General features: G+C 62.8%; 24 protein-coding genes, 1 tRNA gene and 1 rRNA gene. 6 read left to right on the plus strand and 20 right to left on the minus strand.

All coding sequences use genetic code 11. The features are described 5' to 3' along the window. Nucleotides 1-36: 36 nt before the first annotated feature. The 5 genes from AOT96_RS26365 (at nucleotide 37) to AOT96_RS26385 (ending at nucleotide 4,039) form a co-directional block, all read left to right on the plus strand. Nucleotides 37-999 carry an ABC transporter permease gene (locus tag AOT96_RS26365; RefSeq protein WP_158510646.1) on the plus strand — a complete coding sequence of 321 codons (963 nt, stop codon included), beginning with the start codon at nucleotides 37-39 and terminating at the stop codon, nucleotides 997-999. Next, nucleotides 996-1,856, plus strand: a complete 861-nt coding sequence (locus tag AOT96_RS26370) for an ABC transporter permease (RefSeq protein ID WP_020969703.1) — start codon at nucleotides 996-998, stop codon at nucleotides 1,854-1,856. Before AOT96_RS26365 ends, AOT96_RS26370 begins: the two co-directional genes overlap by 4 nt. 65 nt (nucleotides 1,857-1,921) lie before the next feature. Next, a complete protein-coding gene (locus AOT96_RS26375; protein WP_030537506.1) occupies nucleotides 1,922-2,806 on the plus strand; it encodes an SCO6745 family protein in 885 nt (294 codons plus the stop codon). Between the two features lie 175 nt (nucleotides 2,807-2,981). Then, nucleotides 2,982-3,662, plus strand: a complete 681-nt coding sequence (locus AOT96_RS26380) for a hypothetical protein (protein WP_050656160.1) — start codon at nucleotides 2,982-2,984, stop codon at nucleotides 3,660-3,662. Between the two features lie 35 nt (nucleotides 3,663-3,697). Continuing rightward, the gene (locus tag AOT96_RS26385) at nucleotides 3,698-4,039 is read left to right on the plus strand and encodes a hypothetical protein (protein WP_042451032.1); all 342 of its coding nucleotides are present in this window, start codon (nucleotides 3,698-3,700) and stop codon (nucleotides 4,037-4,039) included. Here AOT96_RS26385 and AOT96_RS26390 read toward each other — a convergent pair whose 3' ends face one another. After that, nucleotides 4,040-4,495 carry a hypothetical protein gene (locus tag AOT96_RS26390; protein WP_021333520.1) on the minus strand — a complete coding sequence of 152 codons (456 nt, stop codon included), beginning with the start codon at nucleotides 4,493-4,495 and terminating at the stop codon, nucleotides 4,040-4,042. A 467-nt stretch (nucleotides 4,496-4,962) separates the two neighbouring features. On the opposite strand from AOT96_RS26390, the gene AOT96_RS26395 reads away from it, so the two are divergent. Next, nucleotides 4,963-5,388 (plus strand): hypothetical protein, encoded by a 426-nt coding sequence (locus AOT96_RS26395; RefSeq protein WP_065352507.1) that lies wholly within the window; start codon nucleotides 4,963-4,965, stop codon nucleotides 5,386-5,388. Between the two features lie 267 nt (nucleotides 5,389-5,655). Here the strand turns inward: AOT96_RS26395 and AOT96_RS26400 are convergent. The 19 genes from AOT96_RS26400 to rrf all read right to left on the minus strand — a co-directional run bounded on the left by AOT96_RS26400 (nucleotide 5,656) and on the right by rrf (nucleotide 23,886). Further along, a tRNA-Pro gene (locus AOT96_RS26400) sits at nucleotides 5,656-5,729 on the minus strand. Between the two features lie 102 nt (nucleotides 5,730-5,831). Continuing rightward, on the minus strand, nucleotides 5,832-7,259 hold the full coding sequence (gene der, locus AOT96_RS26405) for a ribosome biogenesis GTPase Der (RefSeq protein ID WP_003946199.1): 1,428 nt from the start codon (nucleotides 7,257-7,259) through the stop codon (nucleotides 5,832-5,834). Then, a complete protein-coding gene (cmk, locus tag AOT96_RS26410) occupies nucleotides 7,256-7,936 on the minus strand; it encodes a (d)CMP kinase (protein WP_030537500.1) in 681 nt (226 codons plus the stop codon). The genes der and cmk overlap by 4 nt, the downstream gene beginning before the upstream one ends. Before the next feature lie 11 nt (nucleotides 7,937-7,947). Further along, entirely contained in the window at nucleotides 7,948-9,369 is a 1,422-nt protein-coding gene (locus AOT96_RS36625) for a pseudouridine synthase (RefSeq protein ID WP_019748584.1), read from the minus strand. A 77-nt stretch (nucleotides 9,370-9,446) separates the two neighbouring features. Next, entirely contained in the window at nucleotides 9,447-10,175 is a 729-nt protein-coding gene (scpB, locus tag AOT96_RS26420; RefSeq protein ID WP_064444632.1) for an SMC-Scp complex subunit ScpB, read from the minus strand. Then, nucleotides 10,172-10,993: a segregation and condensation protein A gene (locus AOT96_RS26425; protein WP_046379919.1), complete on the minus strand. Its 822-nt coding sequence runs from the start codon at nucleotides 10,991-10,993 to the stop codon at nucleotides 10,172-10,174. Before AOT96_RS26425 ends, scpB begins: the two co-directional genes overlap by 4 nt. Before the next feature lie 50 nt (nucleotides 10,994-11,043). Continuing rightward, the gene (locus AOT96_RS26430; RefSeq protein WP_003946138.1) at nucleotides 11,044-12,057 is read right to left on the minus strand and encodes a ParA family protein; all 1,014 of its coding nucleotides are present in this window, start codon (nucleotides 12,055-12,057) and stop codon (nucleotides 11,044-11,046) included. Nucleotides 12,058-12,199: 142 nt separating this feature from the next. Next, entirely contained in the window at nucleotides 12,200-13,123 is a 924-nt protein-coding gene (xerD, locus tag AOT96_RS26435) for a site-specific tyrosine recombinase XerD (protein ID WP_007731892.1), read from the minus strand. A gap of 1 nt (nucleotide 13,124) precedes the next feature. After that, nucleotides 13,125-13,757 (minus strand): NUDIX domain-containing protein, encoded by a 633-nt coding sequence (locus tag AOT96_RS26440; protein ID WP_019748589.1) that lies wholly within the window; start codon nucleotides 13,755-13,757, stop codon nucleotides 13,125-13,127. 6 nt (nucleotides 13,758-13,763) lie between these two features. Next, on the minus strand, nucleotides 13,764-15,524 hold the full coding sequence (locus AOT96_RS26445; protein ID WP_003946139.1) for a CTP synthase: 1,761 nt from the start codon (nucleotides 15,522-15,524) through the stop codon (nucleotides 13,764-13,766). 156 nt (nucleotides 15,525-15,680) lie between these two features. After that, complete coding sequence (locus AOT96_RS26450; RefSeq protein ID WP_007731900.1) at nucleotides 15,681-16,634, minus strand: copper transporter; 954 nt, start codon at nucleotides 16,632-16,634, stop codon at nucleotides 15,681-15,683. Next, the gene (gene steA, locus AOT96_RS26455) at nucleotides 16,631-17,815 is read right to left on the minus strand and encodes a putative cytokinetic ring protein SteA (RefSeq protein WP_007731902.1); all 1,185 of its coding nucleotides are present in this window, start codon (nucleotides 17,813-17,815) and stop codon (nucleotides 16,631-16,633) included. Before steA ends, AOT96_RS26450 begins: the two co-directional genes overlap by 4 nt. Before the next feature lie 86 nt (nucleotides 17,816-17,901). Then, on the minus strand, nucleotides 17,902-19,680 hold the full coding sequence (recN, locus tag AOT96_RS26460; RefSeq protein WP_064444633.1) for a DNA repair protein RecN: 1,779 nt from the start codon (nucleotides 19,678-19,680) through the stop codon (nucleotides 17,902-17,904). A 2-nt stretch (nucleotides 19,681-19,682) separates the two neighbouring features. Then, nucleotides 19,683-20,630, minus strand: a complete 948-nt coding sequence (locus tag AOT96_RS26465; RefSeq protein ID WP_003946132.1) for an NAD kinase — start codon at nucleotides 20,628-20,630, stop codon at nucleotides 19,683-19,685. Further along, nucleotides 20,627-21,466 carry a TlyA family RNA methyltransferase gene (locus tag AOT96_RS26470; protein ID WP_003946142.1) on the minus strand — a complete coding sequence of 280 codons (840 nt, stop codon included), beginning with the start codon at nucleotides 21,464-21,466 and terminating at the stop codon, nucleotides 20,627-20,629. The genes AOT96_RS26465 and AOT96_RS26470 overlap by 4 nt, the downstream gene beginning before the upstream one ends. A 1-nt stretch (nucleotide 21,467) precedes the next feature. After that, complete coding sequence (locus tag AOT96_RS26475) at nucleotides 21,468-21,710, minus strand: hypothetical protein (protein WP_003946140.1); 243 nt, start codon at nucleotides 21,708-21,710, stop codon at nucleotides 21,468-21,470. Between the two features lie 76 nt (nucleotides 21,711-21,786). Next, the gene (locus AOT96_RS26480; RefSeq protein ID WP_030537495.1) at nucleotides 21,787-22,770 is read right to left on the minus strand and encodes an HAD-IIA family hydrolase; all 984 of its coding nucleotides are present in this window, start codon (nucleotides 22,768-22,770) and stop codon (nucleotides 21,787-21,789) included. Then, nucleotides 22,767-23,708, minus strand: a complete 942-nt coding sequence (locus tag AOT96_RS26485; protein ID WP_073513327.1) for a hypothetical protein — start codon at nucleotides 23,706-23,708, stop codon at nucleotides 22,767-22,769. The genes AOT96_RS26480 and AOT96_RS26485 overlap by 4 nt, the downstream gene beginning before the upstream one ends. A 61-nt stretch (nucleotides 23,709-23,769) precedes the next feature. Continuing rightward, nucleotides 23,770-23,886 (minus strand): 5S ribosomal RNA (gene rrf, locus AOT96_RS26495). Nucleotides 23,887-23,990 lie beyond the last annotated feature (104 nt).

Here is a 23,990-nt window from a genome sequence, read left to right on the forward strand (position 1 = left end):
GAGAGCGTTCCGACCCGAAACCCTCACCGATCGCCGGTGAATCCTTACATACGGATGATCGGCGTCCGGTTCGCACAGATAATTCCTACCGCGATTATCGCTAGTTTCATAACCTTTGCCCTTATCCGGATAATCCCCGGTGGACCAGCCGAGGCACTTCTCGGTCCGAACGGCAGCGATGAAGCCATCGCGGCACTCAACGAGCGCCTCGGATTGAATCAACCTCTGCTGGTCCAGTACTGGAACTGGGTGGTGTCGGCTCTGCACGGAGATCTGGGAACGTCGCTACAGAACAGCGCCCCCGTCGGCCCACAGATCCTTGCGCGCCTGCCGGCGAGCGCCGAGCTCGTTGTACTCGCACTGTTACTGTCCGCCGTCGTCGCCATACCGCTCGGTGTGTGGACCGCGACGCGGCAGGGACGACGCAGCGATGGTCTGACCCGCACGGTTTCGGGGATCGGACTCGCGGTACCGGACTTCTTCCTCGCTATCGTGCTGGTCGATGTCTTCGCCCTCGGTTTGGGAGTTCTACCGGTGCTCGGCTGGGTTCCTCTCGAGAACAGTGTGATCGACAACCTGAGCCATTTGGTCCTACCAGCAACGGCGCTCGCTGCCGGCGCAGCATCGATTGCGGTTCGGCAGACCAGGGCTGCGATGATCGAGACACTGTCAAGTGACTACGTACGAACTGCGCGTGCGATGGGTATCGACGAGCGGAAGATCGTGTGGCGCTACGCGCTACGAAACATCGTTCCCACGATTGTCACTGTCTATGGATTGCTCGCCGTGGCGATGCTGGGTGCGACGGTCATTCTCGAGCAGATCTTCGTGCTGCCGGGCCTCGGGAGCGCTCTCGTCATTGCGATCGACACGCGAGATTATCCGATGCTTCAAGGCATTGTGTTGCTGTTCGTCGTGATCGTGCTTCTCGTGAACATCCTGGTCGACGTCGTCAACAACATGATCAGCCCACAATTGAGGAAGGGAACGATCTCGTGAGCCAACTCGCGCTGACCACCGCAGGCGAGACCCGCTCCAAGTGGGCTCTCCCTCGACTGCACCCCGGATTATGGCTCAGCTACTGCTTTCTCGGCACGCTGATAGCGGCGTCCGTCTTGGCCTCGTTCGTGGCTCCGCACAGTCCGACCGATCAGAACCTGACCAACACGTTCGCCGGTCCGAGTGCACAGCACCTGCTTGGCACTGACGGCTTCGGTCGTGACGTGCTCAGTCGATTGATCTGGGGAGGACGCTCCGCCTTCTTCGGCGTCGCGATCGCTGTCGCTGTCAGTCTGCTGTTGGGAATTCCGTGGGGGTTGATCGCCGGATATTGGCCACGCTGGATCGGCGCGTCACTCCTCCGGGTGGCGGACGCATTGCTGGCATTCCCAGGTTTGGTTCTCGCAGTGGCTATTACCGGTGTTCTGGGGCCGAGCCTGATCACGTCGATGTCAGCGCTCGGAGTCGTCTATGCACCCACAATTGCAAGAATTCTGGCTGCCGGGGTCAGCGAAACGAGGAACCGAGACTTCGTTCTGAGCGCGCGACTCTCAGGATGCCCGCCGCACGTAGTGCTCCTGCGTCATCTTCTTCCGCACGCAATCGGGCCGGTTGTCGTTCAGGTGACCGTGCTCACCGGCCTGACTTTTCTCGCGCAGGCGGCACTCTCATTCCTGGGGTTGGGAATACAGCCCCCCACTCCGAGTTGGGGCGGTGACTTATCCGATGCGTACCTGCACATCTTGAGTGCACCACAACAGATTCTCCCCTCCGGCATTCTGATTTCATTGGTCGTCCTGGCCGTCTACCGAGTGGGTGATGCCGTCCGGGACCGCATGTATGTCAGAGGGAGATAGCCGGCGTAGAACAACCATCCGACTCGACTGTTCGAAGACCACACCACCAGCATGAAGGACTATCGATGACCTCGATCGCACCAGAAACCGCGCGCCGCGTCTTCCGTGGAGCCGAACCAATACACGGCATGATCTACTTCACCCCTTTCGGCGCGGAAGCATATGCCGCACTGGGCTTTACACACCCTCGAATGGGCTACTTCGCTTCGCGGTCTGCGCCCATGGGCGCAGTAGCGGCTGAAGTCACCATCGCTACGTTCTTCAACTTCAACCCCGAACTGGTACACGCGGTGCTGCCGGAAGCCTGGACAATCGCCACCCCCGAACAGATCCTCACCGCTCGACTCGACGCTGTCGACCGTTCGCTGCGCAAGGCCTGGGGAGAACATGTCGACGGCACCGAAGTTCGCGAAGCTGCCGAACTCGCACGTCGAGCCGCGGAACGCGCCTGCAACAGACCACAAGGGCGACCCCTGTTCGGTGGGCACGCATCATTGCCGTGGCCTGAGGAGCCTCATCTCGTGTTGTGGCATGCCCAATCCTTGCTCCGGGAGTTTCGCGGAGATTCTCATGTCGCACTTCTTCACGCCGAGGGACTCAACGGTGTCGAAGCGTTGGTAGTCCACGCCGCAACCGGTGATGTTCCTGCTGCTGCTCTGCAAATGAGCCGGGCATGGGACAACGATCAGTGGGCGGAAGGCGTCGAAAGTGTGCGGGCGCGTGGATGGCTCGAAGACGGCCCCGAGCTTCACCTGAACGAGGTGGGTCGCGATCGCCGAAAGCGGGTTGAGCATCAGACCGATGTGCTGGGGTCGTACCCGTACGAGGCGATCGGAGAGACCGGATGCAGTCGACTGATCGAAATCTCGGAACGTCTCTCCGGTGAAGTGATCGATGCAGATCTCGGATTTCCGGCAGCACTGGCAGCACGTCGCCGATTGCGTGCGTGACAGCAGGTCGTGAGTGTCGAACGTGGCTGGTGGTGATACGACGAGGGTGTCACCACCAGCCCCTTCACACAATTATCGCCGAAGTCGGCTGCGCCCCAATCTGCACAGTGAGAAGGCATCCGGATGAGACTGCCGTTGTGCCGAATTCTCCCGCGGGATGGGTCAAGATGGCTAGATGTGGAAACAGGCACTCGGGTTTGCTTTGTTCGGTGCGACCGTTGCCATCGTCACGGCGGCGCTGACACAGGGATCGGCACAGGCGTCCGCCACGATCACCCTCTTTTCGGGTGGCACCACAATCTCGGGCTTCGCGGGTGAATCGCAATGGACCTGGCCCATCGAGGCTGCGGTGATCGGCGCCCTTCTGGGCGCGCTGACCGGGTTCGTGCTCCGCCTCGCGGGCGTGCGAATCTCCGGAGGCCAGGACAATCGAATGGTTCCAACTGTGGTGGCAGGCCTCGCAGGCGTCACGCTTGGGTTGACGCCCCTGTTGGTCTTGATCGGCATGGCATTCACCGGGTCGGTTGATATCGGATGGTCCCCGCTCCTGGTCTATGCCGTAAGCGGTCTCCTGGCGTATGGCATTTCGGTCGCCGCCGTGTTCGGAGTCCTCCGCGCTGCCGGGGATCGACTTACCGTTCGCACGACGCGAGCGGTCGCGGCGATGCTTCCGGTCGGGGCGTTGGCGGCGACGACTGTAGGTGTCGGTACTGCGTGGAAGCTGGGCTTTTCCACCGCCGCTCCCACCTGGATTGCAGTCGTACTGCTGGTGGTGCTCGTATTGGCCGTGACGTTCGTTGCGGCCCGGGCGTGGGCACTACGGATGCAGGCTCGTGACTTTCCAGAAGTGGCATAGGCGGTGGAACGATTGATTCCGACGGGCGCATCGAGATGAGGGGCGAGCGAATCTTCGCGGGACTCGTCGTCGGCCTTCTGCTCGGGCTGTTCGGCTATCTGCCGTTGGTACTCCTGTGGCAACATTTCGCAGATGTCCCGCAGCCGCAGCTTTATCCGAACCGTTCGTTCACGTCGTTCGGCCCCAACCCGCCACCGCTCACCTACTGGATAAGTTGGGCGGCGCCTGCCGCCGTGTTCGTCATTCTCGGACTTATGACTATTCCCAGCCGCACCGGCAGGCAATTCGCGTTGCCATTGGTGCTCGCGTTCCTTTCTGTGGCAGCAATGGTGGCGTGGTTCTGGATCTCGATGGAACTGTTCTTCAGCCCCGACTGATCACTCACTCGGCTGCGTATCGCGAACCCCACTGCGCGCACGCGCAATGGCGCCCTTGTTGCGCAATGCGATCCCCTGATGCACCGCAGCAAGTACCAATGCCAGCACTGCAGCAGGGAGGCTCCCCACCATCGACAGCAGAGAAGGCATACCAGAGCTGAAAGCGGTAAAGAAACCCAGTACTGCAGCGCAAAGCATTGTCGCCGAGACGATCCAGGAAACTAATGGTCGTGGGATCACGGCTGGAATAACGCACAGAGCCACCGGCAACGCCAGCACCAAGAAGAGCTCCCGCCCGAAATAGTCGTGAATCGAGCGGTAACAATCGGCAGAACTGAGCGGGCCGAGGCCTATTTCGCAATCGGTGATCTCGTACAGCGGCCACTGTGCCGTCGCGGATCCCAGAATCCCGGTGGCGACCGCCAATACAACCCACGCGATCCGAATCCCAATCATAAGAAGAGATCATGCCAGTAGGCGAAATTGCGCTCCGGAGAAGAAAGCAATTACGACTCGAACTGCGTGGAAGGTCGATACCGTCAACGCTAATCAAAGAATGGATCAAACTATGTTGATCGCATGGGGAGCACTGGCGCTTGCCACTGGTGCCCATATCTATGGCGCTCGCCTCGCAACTCACGGCGACTACGGGCGGAGATTACCTCTCTCGGTAGGACCGACCTCCTCGCGAGCGGCACAACATGTCCGACGTGCTCAACTCACGGGCTGGGTATCGAGCTTGATCGGAGCATCTGCCATCGTCGACAACTATTGGGAGACAGCACCTCTCTTGAGTGCGGGTATCGCAGTCGCTGTACTCGGAGTAGTTAACGGCCTACCGAGTTTGATTGTCACCATGATGCACAATCGACGGCCGCAACAGGGTTGAAGTTTTCGATTATGTTTTGTGGAAGGGTGCTTGCATGGCAACACAACCGCATGGCCAGTCCATAACCCCGGCGTGGAAAGTATTCACGGCCATCGGTTTTGCAGGTGTTGTGGGCGTTGCCGTGACGTACTTCCGAGACGGGTGCACTTTGGCGATCATTGGCGGGATGGTCATCCTCGCGATTGGTCTGCCGCCTACTGTCTGGTCCATCCTGCGAATGCTGCGTGAGAATCGAGGACATCGCCTTCATTGGTGGAGAACACCGCCGGTCAATCCGAGGAACGTCGACCTGTCTCGTGCTGTCGGCATTCCGACTACAATTTTCGGTGCACTGACCATCTGGCTGAATACAGCAGGTTCGGCGCCGTGGTGGTTGGCAGCAATCTTTACCGCCATTCTGATCGCGCTCTTCGGAGTAACCGTTGCCGTTCACAATATTCGCCTCAGTCAGCGAACCTGAGCTAGCCTTCCGCGCATGCCGGTTTCCGCGAGTGTCCGTGCGCGCCTTCGCTCCCACTTGCATCCAGACGACGAGATCCACTACGCGTTTCCAGCAGACGTTCTGATGAGCGCGAAACCGACGAAGAATATGTTGCAGTCGTGAACGCTGCCGACGCGGAGATCACGTCACCGCAGGACTTCCCGCGCGATCCGTTGCCGAACCTCTGAAGGCACAAAAAAGGCAGTTTCTCATTTCTGAGAAACTGCCTTTTTGATCTAACTTCGGTCGGGCTGACAGGATTTGAACCTGCGACCACTTGACCCCCAGTCAAGTGCGCTACCAAGCTGCGCCACAGCCCGTCCCACGCCCTTGTTTCGGGCGCTTGGAAAGACTACATCAGGGACGGGCCGAAGTACCAATCGGCTGGTCAGAGCCGTTTCAGTACCGAATTGGACGCAGAATCAGCGGCCCTTACGATCACGCTTCTCGCGCACTCGGACGGATACGCGGATCGGGCTGCCGTCGAAGTTGAACTCTTCACGCAGACGCCGCTCGATGAAGCGGCGGTAGCCGGCCTCGAGGAAGCCCGTGGTGAAGAGAACGAATGTCGGCGGGCGTGTGCTTGCCTGCGTCGCGAACATGATGCGAGGAAGGCGACCACCACGCATCGGAGGCGGCGTTGCTGCCACAACTTCCTTGAGCCAGGTGTTCAGGCGACCCGTGGGGATGCGCTTGTCCCAGGACTCCAGAGCCGTGTCGAGAGCCGGCACGAGCTTCGCCACGGCGCGACCGGTGTGGGCGGAGATGTTGACTCGCTGAGCCCACGGAACGCGGACCAGATCGCGGTCCACTTCCTTGTCCAGCATGAGTCGACGGTCCTCGTCCACGAGGTCCCACTTGTTGAATGCGATCACCAATGCACGACCCGTGTCGGCCACCATGCTCAGAACACGCAGGTCCTGCTCGGTGATCGGCTCGTGTGCGTCGATCAGCAGGATCGCAACCTCAGCGGCCTCGATCGCGCTCTTCGTACGCAGCGACGCATAGAACTCGGCACCGCTGGCATGGCTGACACGCTTGCGCAGACCAGCCGTGTCGACGAAACGCCAAGGGCGCCCGCCGAGTTCGACGATGGAGTCGACGGGGTCGACGGTGGTGCCGGCAACATTGTGCACGACGGACCGCTCGTCACCGGACAGCTTGTTGAGCAAGCTGGACTTTCCGACATTCGGCTTTCCGACGAGAGCAACACGACGCGGACCGCCGCCGGGGATACCTTCACGCGGGGTTTCCGGCAGCTTCTCGAGAACCTCGTCGAGCAGGTCGCCGGTGCCGCGGCCGTGGGTCGCACTCACGGAGTACGGCTGACCGAGGCCCAACGACCACAGCGCTGCAACCTCGGACTCGGTGCGTCCGTCGTCCACCTTGTTGGCAACGAGGATGACCGGAGTCTTCGAGCGGCGAAGCACGCGAGCCACAGCTTCGTCCGTCGCCGTAGCGCCGACAACAGCGTCGACGACCAGGAGAATGGCATCAGCCGTTCCCATGGCCAACTCGGCCTGCCGGGCAACGGCCTGCTGAAGACCCTTTGCGTCGGGCTCCCATCCGCCGGTGTCCTGGACGAGGAAGCGTCGTCCGGCCCAGTTCGCCTCGTAGGAGACGCGGTCACGGGTAACGCCGGGGATGTCCTCGACTACCGCTTCACGACGGCCGATGATGCGGTTGACGAGCGTCGACTTGCCGACGTTCGGTCGACCGACAACAGCCAAGGTCGGGACGGCAATGTGCGCTTCGCCTTCGCCGTCCGCTTCGAGATCGGCGTAATCCCACTCCGATTCCTCGGACCAAGTTCCGTCACCGGCATATTCGGTTACCAGATCGTCGCTCACTGCACTGCTCCAGTTCTGTCGCTGACCACCAACAGCAACTTGGCGATCACATCTTCAATTCCCAATTCGCTCGTATCCACCAGAATGGAGTCGTCGGCAGGGCGCAACGGCGACACTGCCCGAGTCGAATCGAGATGGTCACGGCGCTGCACATCAGCCAGCACCGCTTCGTAATTGTCTTCACGGCCTTGGCCGATGTTCTGCGTATTGCGCCGTGCCGCACGGGTTTCCGCCGATGCGGTCAAGAAGATCTTGACGTCTGCATCGGGGAGTACGACGGTTCCGATGTCGCGACCTTCCACGACGATCCGGTCCGCACCCGCCGCCAACTCACGCTGAGTGGCGACCAGCAGGTCGCGAACTTCGGGTACGGCCGACACCGCGGAGACAGCCTTGGTTACCGCGTCGCCGCGGATCTCCTCGCTGACGTCCGCGCCGTCGAGATGCACCTGCTCGCTGCTCGGATCGGTACCGATGGACCATGGCAACGCCGCAACGGCGGCCGTGATCGCGGCGGAATCCGCCAGATCGATTCCCTGACGCAGCACGTGCAGGGTCGCGATCCGGTAGGTGGCTCCGGTGTCGAGGTAGCGAGCGCCCAAACGCTGCGCCAACGCGCGAGAGACGCTGGACTTGCCGGTTCCGGACGGTCCGTCCATAGCGACTACCAGCGGCATGGACGAATCGGTCACAGGCCGACCGCCTCGTACAGTCCACCGACCTCGCTACGTCCGAGGACGCGCTGCGTTCCCGGACGCTGATCGCCGAGGGCGACAACTCCGACGTTGGTGCGAACCAGACGGACAACGGGGTGACCGACGGCATCGAGGAGGCGACGCACGATGTGCTTACGACCCTCGTGCAGAACCAGCTTGACGAGCGTCTTGCCCTCGTTGATCTCGAGCACGGTGAACGCGTCCACCTTGGCCGGACCGTCGTCGAGGGTGACACCGTCGCGCAACTGCTTGCCGGTGCTGCGCTCGACAACGCCGTGAACCGTGGCGAGGTACGTCTTCGGAACCTCGAACGACGGGTGCATCAGGCGGTGAGCCAGATCGCCGTCGTTGGTGAAGAGGAGCAAGCCTTCGGTGTCGGCGTCGAGGCGGCCGACGTGGAAGAGTCGCTGACCCGACTGAACGCGCTCGGAGACGATGTCGCCGACGCACGGACGACCGAGATCGTCGGACATGGTGCACTGCCAGCCACGCGGCTTGTTCATCGCGAGGTAGACGAGGTCCTTCTGCACGACGACGCGGACGCCGTCGACACGAACCACTGCGTTCTCGGGGTCGACACGCAGACCCTGTTCGACCACGATGCGGCCGTCGACCTCGACGCGACCCTGATCGATCAGTTCTTCAGCAGCGCGGCGTGATGCGACGCCGGCCTGAGCCAGCACCTTCTGCAAGCGGACGCCGTCGCCCTTCGGCGGGCCGTCGTGCTTGGTGATCTCGGCATGCTGATGACGCGCCGGCTTGGCGTTGGAGACCAACGGGTTCTGAGAGACGACGCGCTGCGGCTTCTCGGTCTTCGGCTTGCCACGCTTGTTGGTCGCCGGCGGTGTCGGGGCTGCCGGGCGCTTGCGCGGAGGTCCGTCGAACTTGGACCCACGAGGTGCGTTCGACCATGCGCCGCCGCGAGGAGCGTCGGGGCGTGCGCCGCGCTGATCGTCACTACGACGGTCAGCGCCGCCACGCGGTGCGCGACGGGCGTCGACGTGGGGGGTACGGCGGTCATCGCTGCGGGGTCCGCGGCGGTCGTCAGTGCGCGGTCCGCGACGGTCGTCGTTGTAGCCACCACGACGGTCGTCGGTACGTGCGGGGCGACGGTCATCGCTGCGCGGCGGGCGACGGTCATCACTGCGCGGCGGGCGACGGTCATCATTGAATCCACCGCGACGGTCGTCCGTGCGGGGACGGTCGGATCCGGCGTTGCGGTCGTATCCAGAGGTACTGCGGGAAGTGTTGCTGCGTCCACCACGGGGCGCTTCGCTACGTGCGCCGCGGGGGGCGTCGCTGCGACCACCACGGGGTGCATCGCTGCGTGCGCCGCGGTTGTCGCGGGAGTTGTTACGGTCCGGTGTGCCATCTCGGCGAGCGGGATTGTTCACTTTTTTCCTGTCAGTTTTCTACTGTTTCCCGAGCGTGGTCGGGTCTTTCTCGGTGCTGACGAGCGCCGGGATTCCGGTCAGTCGTCGACTTCGGTGTCCACTACGTCAGCGGGCACGTCTGCCTTGTTCATTCTCGCAAATCGCGGATCGGATTCCAGGCTTTCGCTGATGTCGTCGATGAGATCGACATCAGGCAAGAGCGGGGCCAACTCCGGGAGCTCGCTCAGCGAGGCCAGGCCGAGCCGTTCGAGGAACAGTTCGGTCGTGGAGTACCGTGTCGCGTTGGTGTCCGGGTCAGGCCCGGCTTCCGCGATCAGTCCGCGGGCAAGGAGGGTGCGTACCACCCCGTCCACGTTGACGCCTCGTACCGCACTGATCCGCGCACGAGTCAACGGTTGACGGTATGCGACTACGGCCAAAGTTTCCAATGCCGCCCTGGTCAATTTGGTGCGTGCGCCGTCCAATAGCAGCTTTTCCACGTACGGGGCAAACTCTTGTCGCGTGTACAGACGCCATCCGTCGCCCGCGTAGCGAAGGTCCATTCCGCTGCCGCGAGCGGTCAATGCGGCTGACATCGACGTCAGGCGTTCTTCGACTCGTTCCGGCGCGGTTCCGGTGACAGATGCGAGTTGGTTCACTTCGGCCGGCGAATCCACGACAAGCAGAAGCGACTCCAGCACTGCGTCGAGTTGATCGTCGTCGAGTTCGAAATCGGGGGCGGAATCTTCGGAATCCGCGGCCGGGTCGGTAGGCTCGATCATCTCGTCTAGCTGCGAAGATTCCGATTCCGTCGGCTCGGCGTTCATCCGTAGTCCTCCTCTGTGACCGGCGCGGCCGGGTCGTCTCCGGTCCAACTCACCATCAGCGGCCCGAGGGCTTCGGGTTGCTCGAACACGATGACCTGCCGGCGATACAGCTCGAGCAACGCGAGAAATCTTGCGACTATCTCGACGGTGATCTCACACTCGGCAACGAGGTCCCCGAAGGGTGTCCACTCCCCTATGCCTCGCTCGCGCAGCAACTCGAGAATTCGCTCAGCCTGCTCGGGTATCGAGATATTGGACACATGGAGGTGATCGAGGCCCACCGTCGGCACCGGACGCGGTGTGAACACCGTCGCCGCGATCTCCGCAAAACGCTGAGGATCGACGCCCAACAACACCTCGGGCAGGAGTTCGGTGAACTGATCCTCGACGGCAACCGAGCGCGGATAGCGCCGCAGCGCTGCTTCCTCCAACTCACCGAACAGCGCCGCAACTTGTTTGTACGCCCGGTACTGCAGCAGTCGCGCGAAGAGAAGGTCGCGGGCTTCGAGAAGCGCCAGATCCTCCGCGTCCTCGACCTGCCCGGCGGGCAACAGCCTTGCCGCTTTCAGGTCCAGAAGAGTGGCTGCGACGACCAGAAACTCTGTTGTCTGATCGAGGCCCATCGCACTGCCGAGTTCCTTGGTGTATGCGATGAAATCGTCAGTGACGGTGTGCAGGGCGACTTCGGTGACATCGAGCTGTCGTTGATTGATCAGGTTCAACAGCAGATCGAACGGGCCTTCGAAGTTCCGGAGAGTGACTCGGAAACCGGCAGCCTTGGCTGCGGTCTGAGCGTCGGTCGGCACGTTCGGGTCGATCGAATCCGGCTCGACTTCGACCGAATCTTCTTGCGATGCAATCAGTTCCACTAACGACCAGACCGGTGAATGACCTCGCGGGCCAATGCTCGATATGCCTCGGCCCCAGCCGATTTCGGCGCCCACGTCGTGATCGGCTCACCGGCGACGCTGGTTTCGGGGAATCGGACGGTGCGGTTGATCACCGTGTCGTAGACGACGTCGCCGAACACCTCGACGACTCGCGCCATCACCTCACGAGCGTGCAGAGTCCGGGCGTCGAACATCGTGACGACGATACCGGCCAACTCCAGCTTGGGATTGAGACGATCGTGCACCTTTTCGACGGTGTCGTTGAGGAGTGCCAGGCCGCGCAGGCTGAAGTACTCGCATTCCATCGGAATGATGACCGAATCGGCGCAAGCCAGCGCATTCACCGTGAGCAGGCCAAGCGACGGCTGGCAGTCGATGAGCACGTAGTCGTACCGATCGAGAACAGGGTGCAACACGCGCCCCAAGGTCTGCTCACGTCCGACCTCGGTGACCAATTGGATCTCGGCGGCCGAAAGGTCGATGTTGCTGGGCAGCAGGTCGAGGCCGTCGACCCGAGTGCGCATCAACACATCGTCGATGGACACACGCGGTTCGACCAGAAGGTTATGGACGGTCAGTTCCAGGTCGTGATGCTGGACGCCCAGTCCAGCAGACAACGCGCCTTGGGGATCGAGATCCACCAGGAGCACTCGGCGACCGTATTCGGCCAACGACGCACCCAGGTTGATGGTCGACGTCGTCTTGCCGACGCCGCCCTTCTGGTTGCACATCGCGATGATCATCGCGGGTCCGTGGTGCGCCAACGGTGTCGGTTGGGGTACCTCGCGGACCGGTCGACCTGTCGGGCCGAGTTCTTCCGCGGAAACGGTGAGGGTTTCCGCAGGTGGAGAGGCTACTGGCGTCGTATCTATTTCGAACATCGCCTCTGGTTCGGAGGGTACAGCTGGTGCTGATTCGTTCACGCGCTCGAAGAGTTGGGCATTGACATGCGGCGGCGCGGACTCCGCCGCTGGTGGCTGCGATGTCGACACGGTCCGATGCTCCCCTACTCTTTCGGCGGTTGCTCTCGGCGCCGGCAAACCCCCGAAACTGCGGTGGAGGCCGCTCGCGCTCCTTGAACGCTACCGCCTACATCACCGAATGGTCTCGCAGACACGCATGAGCCAACCACGCCTAACGGGCGCGTGGGTGTGCCTGAGCCCACACTTCGCGCAGCGCGGTGACGGTGACCAGCGTGTAGATCTGCGTCGTGGTTACCGAAGCGTGACCGAGAAGTTCCTGCACGACGCGTACGTCCGCGCCGCCGTCGAGCAGGTGTGTGGCAAACGAGTGCCTGAGCGTGTGGGGTGAGACGTCCGCCTTGATCCCGGCCGACGCCGCCGCATCCTGAAGTATCTGCCACGCGCTTTGACGCGAGAGGCGTCCACCGCGCGCGTTGAGAAAGAGGGCAGGAACACCGCGCGTCGCCAGGCTGGGGCGCCCGCGGACGAGATACGCGTCGACGGCGGCGATCGCCGGCCTGCCGACGGGGACGATCCGCTGCTTGCCGCCCTTGCCCTTGAGCAGCACGGAACGAGTTTCGGTATCGATGTCGTCGACGTCCAGATCGATCGCCTCGGTGATTCGCGCTCCGGTCGAGTACAGGAGCTCGAGCAGAGCGCGATCCCGCAGGTCGCGGGGCCCGTCACCGGCCGCACCGCCACCCGAAGCGTCGAGCAGGGCGATCACGTCGTCGAGAGGCAGGGCCTTGGGCAGCTTGCGTCCGGGCGTCGGCGGCTTGACCGTTCGGGCCACGTCGACGCTGACCAGACCTTCGGCGGCGGAAAACTTGTGGAATCCGCGAACCGCGATCAGGGTGCGTGCTGCCGAACTGGCCGCCAATGGTACGACGCCGGAATCTTTGTCACCCAGGCGCAGATGTGTCACGAATTCGGTGACGTCGTTCTCCGTCACGCCCGCGACGTCGTCGATGCCGCGTCCGTGCAGGTACTCCGCGTACCGATTCAGGTCGCGGCGATAGGAAAGTAGAGTATTGCGCGCAGATCCTCGCTCGACCGCTAGATGGTCGAGATACGAGTCCACCTGTCGGGCAAGCACTTCAGGCTCGCGACTTGCGTTCTCCGAATGCGCGAGGACGATCGGGCCACGGTGCGTCGGCGGGGCGTAGCGGCTTTCCCGTCGCGCGTGCGGTGGCGATCGCGAGAATGCCTGATACCGCTGTGGCATTGACGATGTCGCCGCGTAGCGCCATGTCGACGGCGTCGGCGAGCGGAACCCGCGAAATCTCGAGATCGGCTTCTTCGTGTTCGGGATCGTCGCGCTCCACCTCGTGCAACCCCTCGGCGAGGAAGACGCGAACCGCCTCGTCCGTGAACCCGGGTGAGAGAGCGACATCGACCAGCACCGACCACCGATCGGCGCCGAGTCCGGTTTCTTCGCCCAGCTCGCGCGCTGCCGCCTCGACCGGGCTCTCCCCCGCAGCGTCGAGCAGACCGGCAGGGATTTCCCACAACCGGTGCCCGAGCGGGTGACGGTACTGGTGAATCAGCACCAGGTTGTCGTGCTCGTCCAGTGCCACGACGGCAACGGCGCCGTGGTGTTCGACGACTTCCCGATCGGCACGCTGACCACCAGGCATCGCAACGGTGTCGACGCGCAACGCGATGATCGCGCCGGTGTAGACCGTCTTGGAGCCGAGGGTGTCGAATTCGTGCCGACCGGGATCGCTCATGTGTGGCTAGACCTTTTCCACGTTCTCGACTGCAGCGTCGAGCGCCGTCTCGGTGGCGGCGGTGTCTATCTTCTCGTCACCGTGGACGTCGACGGGCAGGCGCTCTTCGAGCTTGTACGTCAACGCTGCTTCGACGAAGGCGGCGAACAGCGGATGCGGGCGTGTCGGGCGGCTCTTGAGCTCCGGGTGTGCCTGGGTGGCAACGAAGAACGGATGCTGCTCACGCGGGTACTCGACGAACTCGACCAGGTGGCCGTCCGGTGAGGTTCCGCTGAACTGCAAGCCGGACTTGGCAATCCGGTCGCGGTAGGTGTTGTTGACCTCGTAACGGTGACGGTGACGCTCGGAGACGTCCTCGGTTCCGTAGGCCTGAGCGACGACGGAACCCTTGGTCAGCACGGCCGGGTAAGCACCCAGACGCATGGTGCCACCGAGGTCGGCGTCACCGGCGATGACGTCTTCCTGATCAGCCATCGTCGAGATGACCGGATGCTTGGTGTCCGGCTCGAACTCGGCCGAGTTGGCATCGTCGAGGCCGACGCTACGAGCAGCTTCGATGACGACGCACTGCAGACCCAGGCACAGACCCAGCAGCGGCAGCTTGCGCGAACGTGCGAAACGGATCGCGCCGAGCTTGCCTTCGATGCCGCGGATGCCGAAGCCGCCGGGGATCAGAACACCGTCGACGTCACCGAGAGCGGCCTGCGCTCCGGCTTCGGTCTCACAGGCGTCCGACGGGACCCAGGAGATCTCGACCTTGGACCGGTTCGCGAATCCACCGGCGCGCAGTGCCTCGGTGACGGAGAGGTATGCGTCGGGCAGGTCGACGTACTTGCCGACCAACGCGACCCGCACGGTCTCACGCGGCTGGTGAACACGATCGAGGAGGTTGCCCCACACGGTCCAGTCGACGTCGCGGAACGGGAGACCGAGCTGGCGAACGACGTAGGCGTCGAGGCCCTCACGGTGCAGAACCTTCGGGATGTCGTAGATCGAGGGAGCGTCGGGCGTCGAGATGCAGGCGTCGACGTCCACGTCGCACATCAGGGCGATCTTGTTCTTGAGGCCCTGCGGAACGTCACGATCGCAACGAAGGATCAGCGCGTCGGGCTGAATGCCGATGCTGCGCAACGACGCAACCGAGTGCTGCGTGGGCTTGGTCTTGAGTTCTCCGGAGGGGCCGAGGTACGGCACGAGGGAGACGTGCAGGAAGAAGACGTTGTCGCGGCCGACGTCGTGGCGGACCTGGCGAGCGGCTTCGAGGAAGGGCTGCGATTCGATGTCGCCGACGGTGCCACCGATTTCGGTGATCACGACGTCCGGGCGGTGTCCCTGCAGATCCGGACCGCTCATCTCGAGGATGCGACGCTTGATCTCGTCGGTGATGTGCGGGATGACCTGAACGGTGTCGCCGAGGTACTCGCCGCGGCGTTCCTTGGCGATGACCGTCGAGTAGACCTGGCCGGTGGTGACGTTCGCCTGGCCGGAGAGGTCACGGTCGAGGAACCGCTCGTAGTGTCCGACGTCGAGGTCGGTCTCGGCACCGTCTTCGGTGACGAAGACCTCGCCGTGCTGGAAGGGGTTCATGGTGCCCGGATCCACATTGAGATAGGGATCGAGCTTCTGCATGGTCACGCGCATTCCCCGCGCGGTCAACAACTGTCCCAGGCTCGAGGCGGTCAAACCTTTGCCGAGCGAGGAAGCTACACCTCCGCTGACGAAGATGTGCTTGGTGGCGGTACGCGTGTTAGTGCGTGACTGTGGCAAAGGGGCTCCCGTGACGACTGTGCAGGGCTTGGTCTGATGAAGCATGCTGGGGCCTGCCGACCCACGGGATTTCACGGTAACACCTATCGGGGGTCGGTGCCTACAACGCGCCGACTTTCCGCCCCCGATGTGACCGGCGTATCAATACCGGGGTGTTCAGTTGGTGGGTGCGCCGACGGTGACCGCCGCCGCTCCCGGTCCCGTGCCGTAGCGGCCGGCGCCGCCGTTCAACTGTTCCTGCAGCGCCAACGGCGTGGTGATCTTGCCCGACTCCCGATCGATGTTGTCGATGGTCGTCAAGCCCGCTGAGAGCGCCGCGTCCGCACGAGCGACGGCAACCGGACCACTGCCCTCGGCCGAGCCAGGCCGGCCCGCGAGAATCGTTCCTGCGCCGCGTCCGTCGAGAGCACCAGCGAACCGGGCGATGACGGCGCCGCGGTTACCGGTGGCTGCGTCGGATTCACTCTTGTTGTCGCCGGTGAGAACCACCGCGAGTTGAGCCGGCTTGACCGCTCCGTCGTCGTAGCTGATGAAACCGGCGCTACGCAGCGAGTCGAGCGCGAGATTCATCTCGTCCGGAGTGCTCTGCGGCTCGCTGTTCTGCCCGTTGAGAAGCAGAACCGAACCGAGCAGATCACCCGCGAGACTGCCCTGATCGACCGCACCGGTCTTGAGTGTGATGCCCGCAGGGATGACATTGGTGACGACGGTCCGCAAGCGGTCACCGCCCGTGGCGTCGACAAACGAATCGGTGAGCGAGACGCGTCCGGTCACGGCGCCACCGGCGGCAGTGACGAGTCGGTTGACACCGTCGAGATCACCGGGATCGGCGTCCGGTGCCGTGATGACGACGACGGTGCGACCAGCGAGACTGTCACGCACGACGCGACCGCCGACAGCAGCATCGAAGCCGTCCGCGGAATTGAGTTGCTGCTGAAGCTGATTGGACTGTTGATTGAGGTCTTCGATCTCGTTCTGCAGGTCCGCCTTGTCGTCGCGCAGACCCGAAAGCAATCCACTGGACAGCATTCCGGAACCGAGCACCACGCCGATCGCGAGTGCCAGGAAGATTGCCGCTATGGAAATTGCATGTTGACGCATCGAAATCACTTGAAGAGCCCCTGAACCCACAGCGCGAAGCTGTTCCACGTTGCGATTGCCCAGTCGAGAACTTCACTACCGGCATTGGACACGACCAGGGCGACGATCACTGCCACCAGGGCGGCGAGCACCAGGAGCGCGATCGCGCCGCCGGACACTCGACTTCGATACAGCGTTGCCACAGCCTTGGCGTCGACCAGTTTCGGTCCCACCTTGAGCCGTGTCATGAACGCCGACGGATTGCTTTCACGACGCCCACGGTCGAAGAACTCGTCCAAGGACACCACGTTGCCGACCGTCACGATCAGTGAAGCTCCGTGGTGATCGGCGAGCAGCAACGCAAGGTCGGTCGGTGAGCAGGTCGCCGGGAACGTCATCGCCCCGATACCGAGATCCTGGATTCGGGAAAGCCCCGCCGCATGACCGTCCTGGTCTGCGGGCAGTACAACTTCCGCGCCGGACTTGAGGGTGGAACTGGTGATCTCTTCCGGGTCGCCCACGATCAGATCGGGGCGGTATCCGGCCTTGCTCAACACGTCCGCACCTGCGCCGACACCGATCAGGATCGGCGAATACTCCTTGATGAAGGGCTTGAGGTTCTTCAGATCTGCCTCGTGTTCGGGTCCGTCGGAGACGACCACGACGTGGCGATCCTTCAAGTCGATGTCGATGTCCGGAACACCGATTCCGTCGATCAGCAAAGGACTTTCGGTGCGGATGAACTCGATGGTGTTACCCGAGAACGCTTCCAGGTGATCGACCAGGCCGGTCTTGGCCTCGATCATCCGATCGGAGATCTCGGCCTCGGTCTGCTCTTCGCCCTTGACGAGGCTCTTCTCGCCGTTGAAGATCTCGCCCTCGTGCAGGCGGATCTTGCTGCCGTCCTTGACGTTCTTGAAGACGTCACCGTCTACGGCATCGATCAGAACGATGTCGTTGGCGACGATCACTTCCGGTCCGAGGTTGGGGTACCGCCCCGAAATCGACGGCGACGCGTTGACCACGGCCATGACTCCGGCTTTCACCAGAGCATCGGCGGTCCGGCGATCGATGTCGACTTCGTCGAGGATCACGATGTCTCCAGGACCGACGCGGCGTAGAAGCTTCGCCGTGTTCCGATCGGCCCTGGCGATGCCACTGATCCCAGGCAAGGATTCGGTGTTACGTGAGAGCAATCCGGGCATCTTCATGGCTTCGATGATGAACCTGAAACCGCGTTGACCGGTGGAGGCGCGCCGACAACTACCACATCAGTCACACCAACACCACAGAACCTTCAATCTGTGACGCGGGCCGCATTCGCGATCTCGAGCAGTTCTTCGGCGTGCGCACGACCGGTCTCGGTGTCGTCCAGCCCTGCCAACATACGGGCCAATTCGACCACCCGATCCGAATCCGACAAGGTCCGCACGCCACTGCTCACCACGCCGCCTTTGTCGTCGACCTTGTCCACCACGAGGTGGGTGTCGGCAAACGCAGCAACCTGCGGAAGGTGGGTGACGACGATAACCTGATGCGTACGAGCAAGTTTCGCCAATCGGCGGCCGATCTCGACAGCAGCGCGACCACCGACCCCCGCGTCCACTTCGTCGAAAACCATCGTCGCACCGGTGTCGCTACCAGCGAGAACAACCTCGAGCGCCAGCATGACGCGTGACAGCTCGCCACCGGAAGCGCTCTTGCTGATCGGAAGTGACGGTGCCCCGCTGTGCGCAGACAGACGGAATTCCACCTCGTCGACGCCGGCAGACCCGGCATGAAGGTCTACTCCCCCGACGCTGAGCGGCGCCGAGTCCTGCGGGCCGGCAGGCTGCGAGCGCACAGTCACCTCGAGACCCGCACGTCCCATCGCCAGACCGGCGAGTTCCGCGCTGACGGCTTTGGCGAGCTTTGCCGCTGCCTTGACTCGCGCGGCGCTCAGCTTTGTGGCGGCTTCCGCGGTGAGGCCAGCCGTCTCCTCGACCTGCTTGGCCAACAGCGACAACGCATCCGACGACACGTCGAGTTTGGACAGACGAGCGCGAGCGGTATCTGCCCATTCGAGAACACCGTCGACATCGGCGGCGTACTTGCGAGTCAGAGTCTTCAGTTCCGATTGCCGCGACAGCAGCGAGTCCAGAGCACCCGGGTCTGCGGGCAGCCCGGACAGATAGGTGTTCAGGTCACCGGCAACATCGGTGACGACGGCAATAGCGTCGGCCAACCGGGAACCGAGGCCGTCCAGATCTGCGTCGGTGACCGACTCGATACGCGCCCGCGCTTCGGACATCAGGTCTAGCGCCGGCATGACCCCGACGTCGCCGCTTGCCATGTCGTCACTACCGGCGAGCGCAGCGTGCGCCCCTTCCGCAGCCGAGCGGAGCGAATCGAGTTCACTGAGTCGTCGAACTTCGGCAACTATCGCCGTGTCCTCGCCTGGCTCGGGTGCCACGCCGTCGATTTCGTTGAGCGCGAAGGTCAACTGATCTGCTTCTTGCGCCAGTTCACGAGCCTTCGACGTGCGTTCGATCAACTCCGAACGAGCATCGAGCCATTCACGACGGTGTTTGCGGTACCTCGTCAGCAGCGTTCCGATTGCCTTGTCCCCGAAGCGGTCCAGCGCATTGCGTTGCTGGTCGGGACGAAGCAATCGCAGCTGATCGTTCTGTCCGTGGACAGTCAGAAGTGGGTCCGTGAATTCGGAGAGAACTCCCGCCGGCACGCTTCGTCCGCCGAGATGAGCCCGTGAGCGGCCGTCGCTGCCGACTGTCCGGACGGCGATGATGGTCCCGTCCTCGTCGCGCTCGGCGCCGGACGATTCCAGGATTCGGACGATCTCACGCTCGGTGGCCGGTGAGACGTCGTCGGCGATGAATCGTCCTTCGACGACGGCTCGCGACGCGCCCAACCGCACCCGACCGGCATCGGCTCGCGCTCCGCTGAGGAGGTGCAAGCTGGTGACGACCATCGTTTTACCTGCGCCGGTTTCACCGGTCAGGACGGTCAGGCCCTCGTGGAACTGGGCGCTGGCCTCGGAGATCACACCAAGACTGTCGATACGGATCTCTGCGAGCACGATTAAGGCTTCCTTCCTCGCCATCCGGTAACCGGAAGCTCGAACTTGCGAACCATCCGATCAGCGAAGGGCGCAGAGTCCAACCGGACCCACTTGACGGGAGTGGCGCCGCGAACGATCTCGACGCGAGCGCCGGCAGGCAGTTCCAACGTACGACGACCGTCGCAGAAGACCAGGCCGTCGTGGCTACCGGCGACGGTCTCCACCGCGATGATCGAATTCGGGCTGGTGACCAACGGCCGCGCGAACAGCGCATGCGCGTTGCTGGGTACGACGAGCAAAGCTTCGAGTTCGGGCCACACGACAGGGCCGCCTGCGGAAAATGCGTAAGCGGTCGAGCCTGTAGGAGTGGACACGAGAACACCGTCGCAACCGAAGGCAGACACCGGTCGGCCGTCGACTTCGAGGACAACTTCGAGAACTCCCAGACGCGAACGATTCTCGATACTGGCCTCGTTGAGCGCCCACCCGCGATCGATGATCTCGTCGTCCACCCGAATCACAACGTCGAGTGTCATACGGGACTCGACGCGATATTCCTTGCGAACTACCTGTGCGAGCGCCTCGTCGAGATGCTCGGCCTCGGTCTCTGCCAGAAATCCGATCCGTCCGAGGTTGATGCCCAGTACCGGAATGGACGCTTCTTGAGCGAGTTCGGCGGCGCGCAGAAATGTGCCGTCACCACCGAGAACCAGAACTAACTCGCATCCGACGGCAGCATCAGGGCCGGGATGAACAACCGTGACGTCGAGACCCGGCGCAGAGAAGCCCGCGGGTTCCGTCATTGCTTCGATGCGCGAGCTGTCTGCTTCGTCGACGAGGACTCGCAGCCCGATTCCCGCCCGTTCGAAAATCTTCCCGACTCGTTTGGCGGTTTCCGTGATGTCACGTCGACCAGGGTGTGCGACAAGAAGGATCTCGCGCGACTCGCCGTTCGTGACCGCGTTCACTGGGGCCCTTCCTCTACAGCCTTGCGAATCATGTCCTCCACCGAAGGAATTCCCTCGGTGTCCGGCTCGTGATCACCGGGCGAACCTGTCTTTCGAAGCCACAGGAAATACTCGACATTTCCCGACGGACCGGGCAATGGGCTGGCCACAACACCTAACGTCCGCAGACCTACCTTTGCAGCAGCCTCCGACACGTCGAGCACAGCCGAGATTCGCAATTCCGGATCTCGTACGACGCCACCGGCACCGACGCGGTCCTTGCCCACCTCGAACTGAGGCTTGACCATCGGAACCAGGTCCGCGCCGTCAGCAGTACAGGCGACAAACGCCCCGAGTACAAGTTTGAGAGAAATGAACGACAAGTCCGCGACAACGAGATCGACAGTTCCGCCGATGGTCTCTGCATCAATTGCACGAACATTGGTTCGGTCGATGACGTGCACCCGGTCATCGGACTGCAGGCGCCACACCAGTTGTCCGTAGCCGACGTCGACTGCGACAACTTCCTTCGCACCACGCGTCAGCAGAACATCGGTGAACCCACCGGTGGATGCGCCGGCGTCGAGGCAACGGCGACCTTCGACCGTCAATCCTTCGGCACCGAAGGCGTCGAGTGCGCCGATCAGTTTGTGAGCACCCCGCGACGCCCACGAAACTTCCTGCTCCACCTCGACGACCCGAAGTGGCGTTCCGGCTTCGATCGCCGTCGCAGGCTTGGTCGCAACGGCTCCCGAGATGAGAACTCGCCCGGCGGAAATCAGTTCTTGCGCATGATCTCGTGACCGTGCGAGTCCGCGACGGACAAGTTCGGCGTCCACCCGTGCTCTACGTGCCACGTCAAGCCCTGTCCACAGAGGCGAGTGCCTGGACGAGCACCTCGTGTGCCTGTTCCAAAATATGTGCCTTCTGCGGAATCACACCTGCTCCGTGCTGATCGTTCGGATCCTGTTCGATGCCACCGAGGCGCGCCAGCAAACCGTCGACGTCAGAACGTATGCGTTCCGGATCGACGGAAGGGCGTGGCCCGGGCAACGGAGATCCGTTACTCGTGTTTCCGGGGTGCGGTGTCGGCGTGCTCATCGGGCACAACGTTAGTGCATGACTCTCGGTTACGCATACACCCACACCCCCGCGAGTCGAACACATTTGCGAGAGATCAGACGAGCCAGGATGCAAACAGATCCGCCACGCCGGCATCCGACGCTTCCAGGGTCCGGAACGACGGATTAGCCCATGCGACAGGCGCAACCGCGCGTAGAAGCGACATCTCGTCCCCGACAACCGGGCCGTCGACAACCAGCGCCGACCCGTTCACGGAGACAGACCACTTGGAGTCCGCACCGACCAGCGATTCGACGGCCGGCTGATTGAGCGAATCCAGAGTTGCTGCAATGTAGGTGGGGCGCTGCTCAACCGGAGCCCGCAGTACGTCACCCGGCGTGCTCACACCGGTGAGAACCAACAACGAGTCGATCGAAACAGCGTGTGCGCCTTCGATATCGGTGTCCAAACGATCACCGACCACCAGTGGACGCGAGCACCCACTGCGAGCGAGCGCGTCCTCCATCAGCGGTGCAGCAGGCTTACCTGCCACCAACGGTTCCTGCTTGGTCGCAGCGCGTAGAGCTGCCACCATCGAGCCGTTGCCCAGCACCAAACCCCGCTCCGACGGCAGTGTTGTGTCCAGGTTTGCCGCTACCCACAGCGCACCGGCCCGGATCGCCAAGCACGCCTCGGCAAGGATCGACCAGTTGGTCTCCGTCGAATGTCCTTGAACGACAGCAACCGGAGAATCCGCGAATTCGCGCACCGGAAGCAACCCGACGCGCGTCACCTCGTCGGCCAATGCGTCGGTACCGACGACGAGCACAGCGGCACCGGGTTCGAGACGCTCCGACAGCAGACGCACTGCCGTCTGAGAACTGGTGACGACACGATCGTCTTCGGAATCGAAACCGAGTTCGGTCAGATGCGCCGACACTGCCGAAGGCGAGCGACTCGCATTGTTGGTCACGTAGTACAAGGCCTGCGTGCCCTGACCGAGAGCGGCCTGGGTGCCGGGAATCGCATGAGCTCCGGCGTACAGAGTGCCATCGAGATCGAGCAAAAGTACGTCGTACTGAGTACGAAGCACGGTCACTGATCTTCTCCGGTCAACTCGGCCACCCGTTCTTCAGCATCCGTGTCACCCTCGAGGTCAGCAGCTGCAGCGTTGAGGAACCACTTCAGTCCGTCTTCGACACGACCAGCTGCAACGAGGGCATCGGCGTAGGCGTAGAACAGCCGAGCCGCAGCTTCACCGGTACGCGCTGCGTCCAGATCCTTGGTCTGCAGTGTGACAACTGCCTGATCGAACTGACCGAGATCCATGCGGGCGCCTGCGACGACGATCCTCAACTCAGACGCCTCGTCGCCCGAAAGCAGGGCAGCCTCGTCGCTACGGCCGAGCTCGATCGCGCGTTCTGGTCGACCCAAACCGCGTTCGCAGTCGGCCATGACAGCGATCAGACCCGGTCCGCCAGCCATTCGACGGGCAGCACGAAGCTCGGAGAGAGCTTCAGCCCATTCACCGGCGTGGTACGCGGTGATTCCGGCAGCTTCACGAACGACCGCAATTCGGCCGGCGCGCTGACGGGCAGCGCGAGCGTGGAGCAGTGCGAGTTCCGGATCTTCGTCGACGAGCTTGCCCGCCATGACGAGGTGACGCGCAACTGTGTTGGCGTTGTCCTTGTCGAGGCTGAGCAGATCCCGACGAACGGCTGGGTCCAACTCCGTGGGCTCTACGTTGTCGGGCAAATCCGGTTCGTCAGGTCGTGCTTGCTGACGGTTGCGGTCGCCATCGCGTCCACGAGGGGTGAACCCACCCTCGCCGCCGCGACGCTGTCCGCCGTTGAATCCGCCGCCGCGGTTACTGTTTCCAGCACCGCCACGGTTGTTGTCTCCGGCACCACCGCGGCGGTCTCCGCCTGCAGCGCCGCGTGATCCACGCCCGTCGTTGTCACGACGGGGGCCACCTGATCGAGGCGCTCCTCCCCCACGGAAGGACCGACGCTCGTCGCCATTCTCCGACACAGTCATTCCTCTCATACAACGCACGAAAGGGGACCCAATATGTTGGGTCCCCTTTCGGTTAACGGGTGTTCGGCGGTGTCCTACTCTCCCACACCCTGTCGAGTGCAGTACCATCGGCGCTGAAGGGCTTAGCTTCCGGGTTCGGAATGGGACCGGGCGTTTCCCCTTCGCTATGACCGCCGTAACTCTATGAAACTGTCACAGTAACCTTCTTCTGATCACCTGGTTTCACCACCCGTCAACACCAGTTTCTGGTGTTGGGGGATGGAGAAAACAGGGTTTCTCATC

This window comes from Rhodococcus sp. 008, assembly GCF_001682295.1.
Lineage (GTDB): Bacteria > Actinomycetota > Actinomycetes > Mycobacteriales > Mycobacteriaceae > Rhodococcus_F > Rhodococcus_F qingshengii.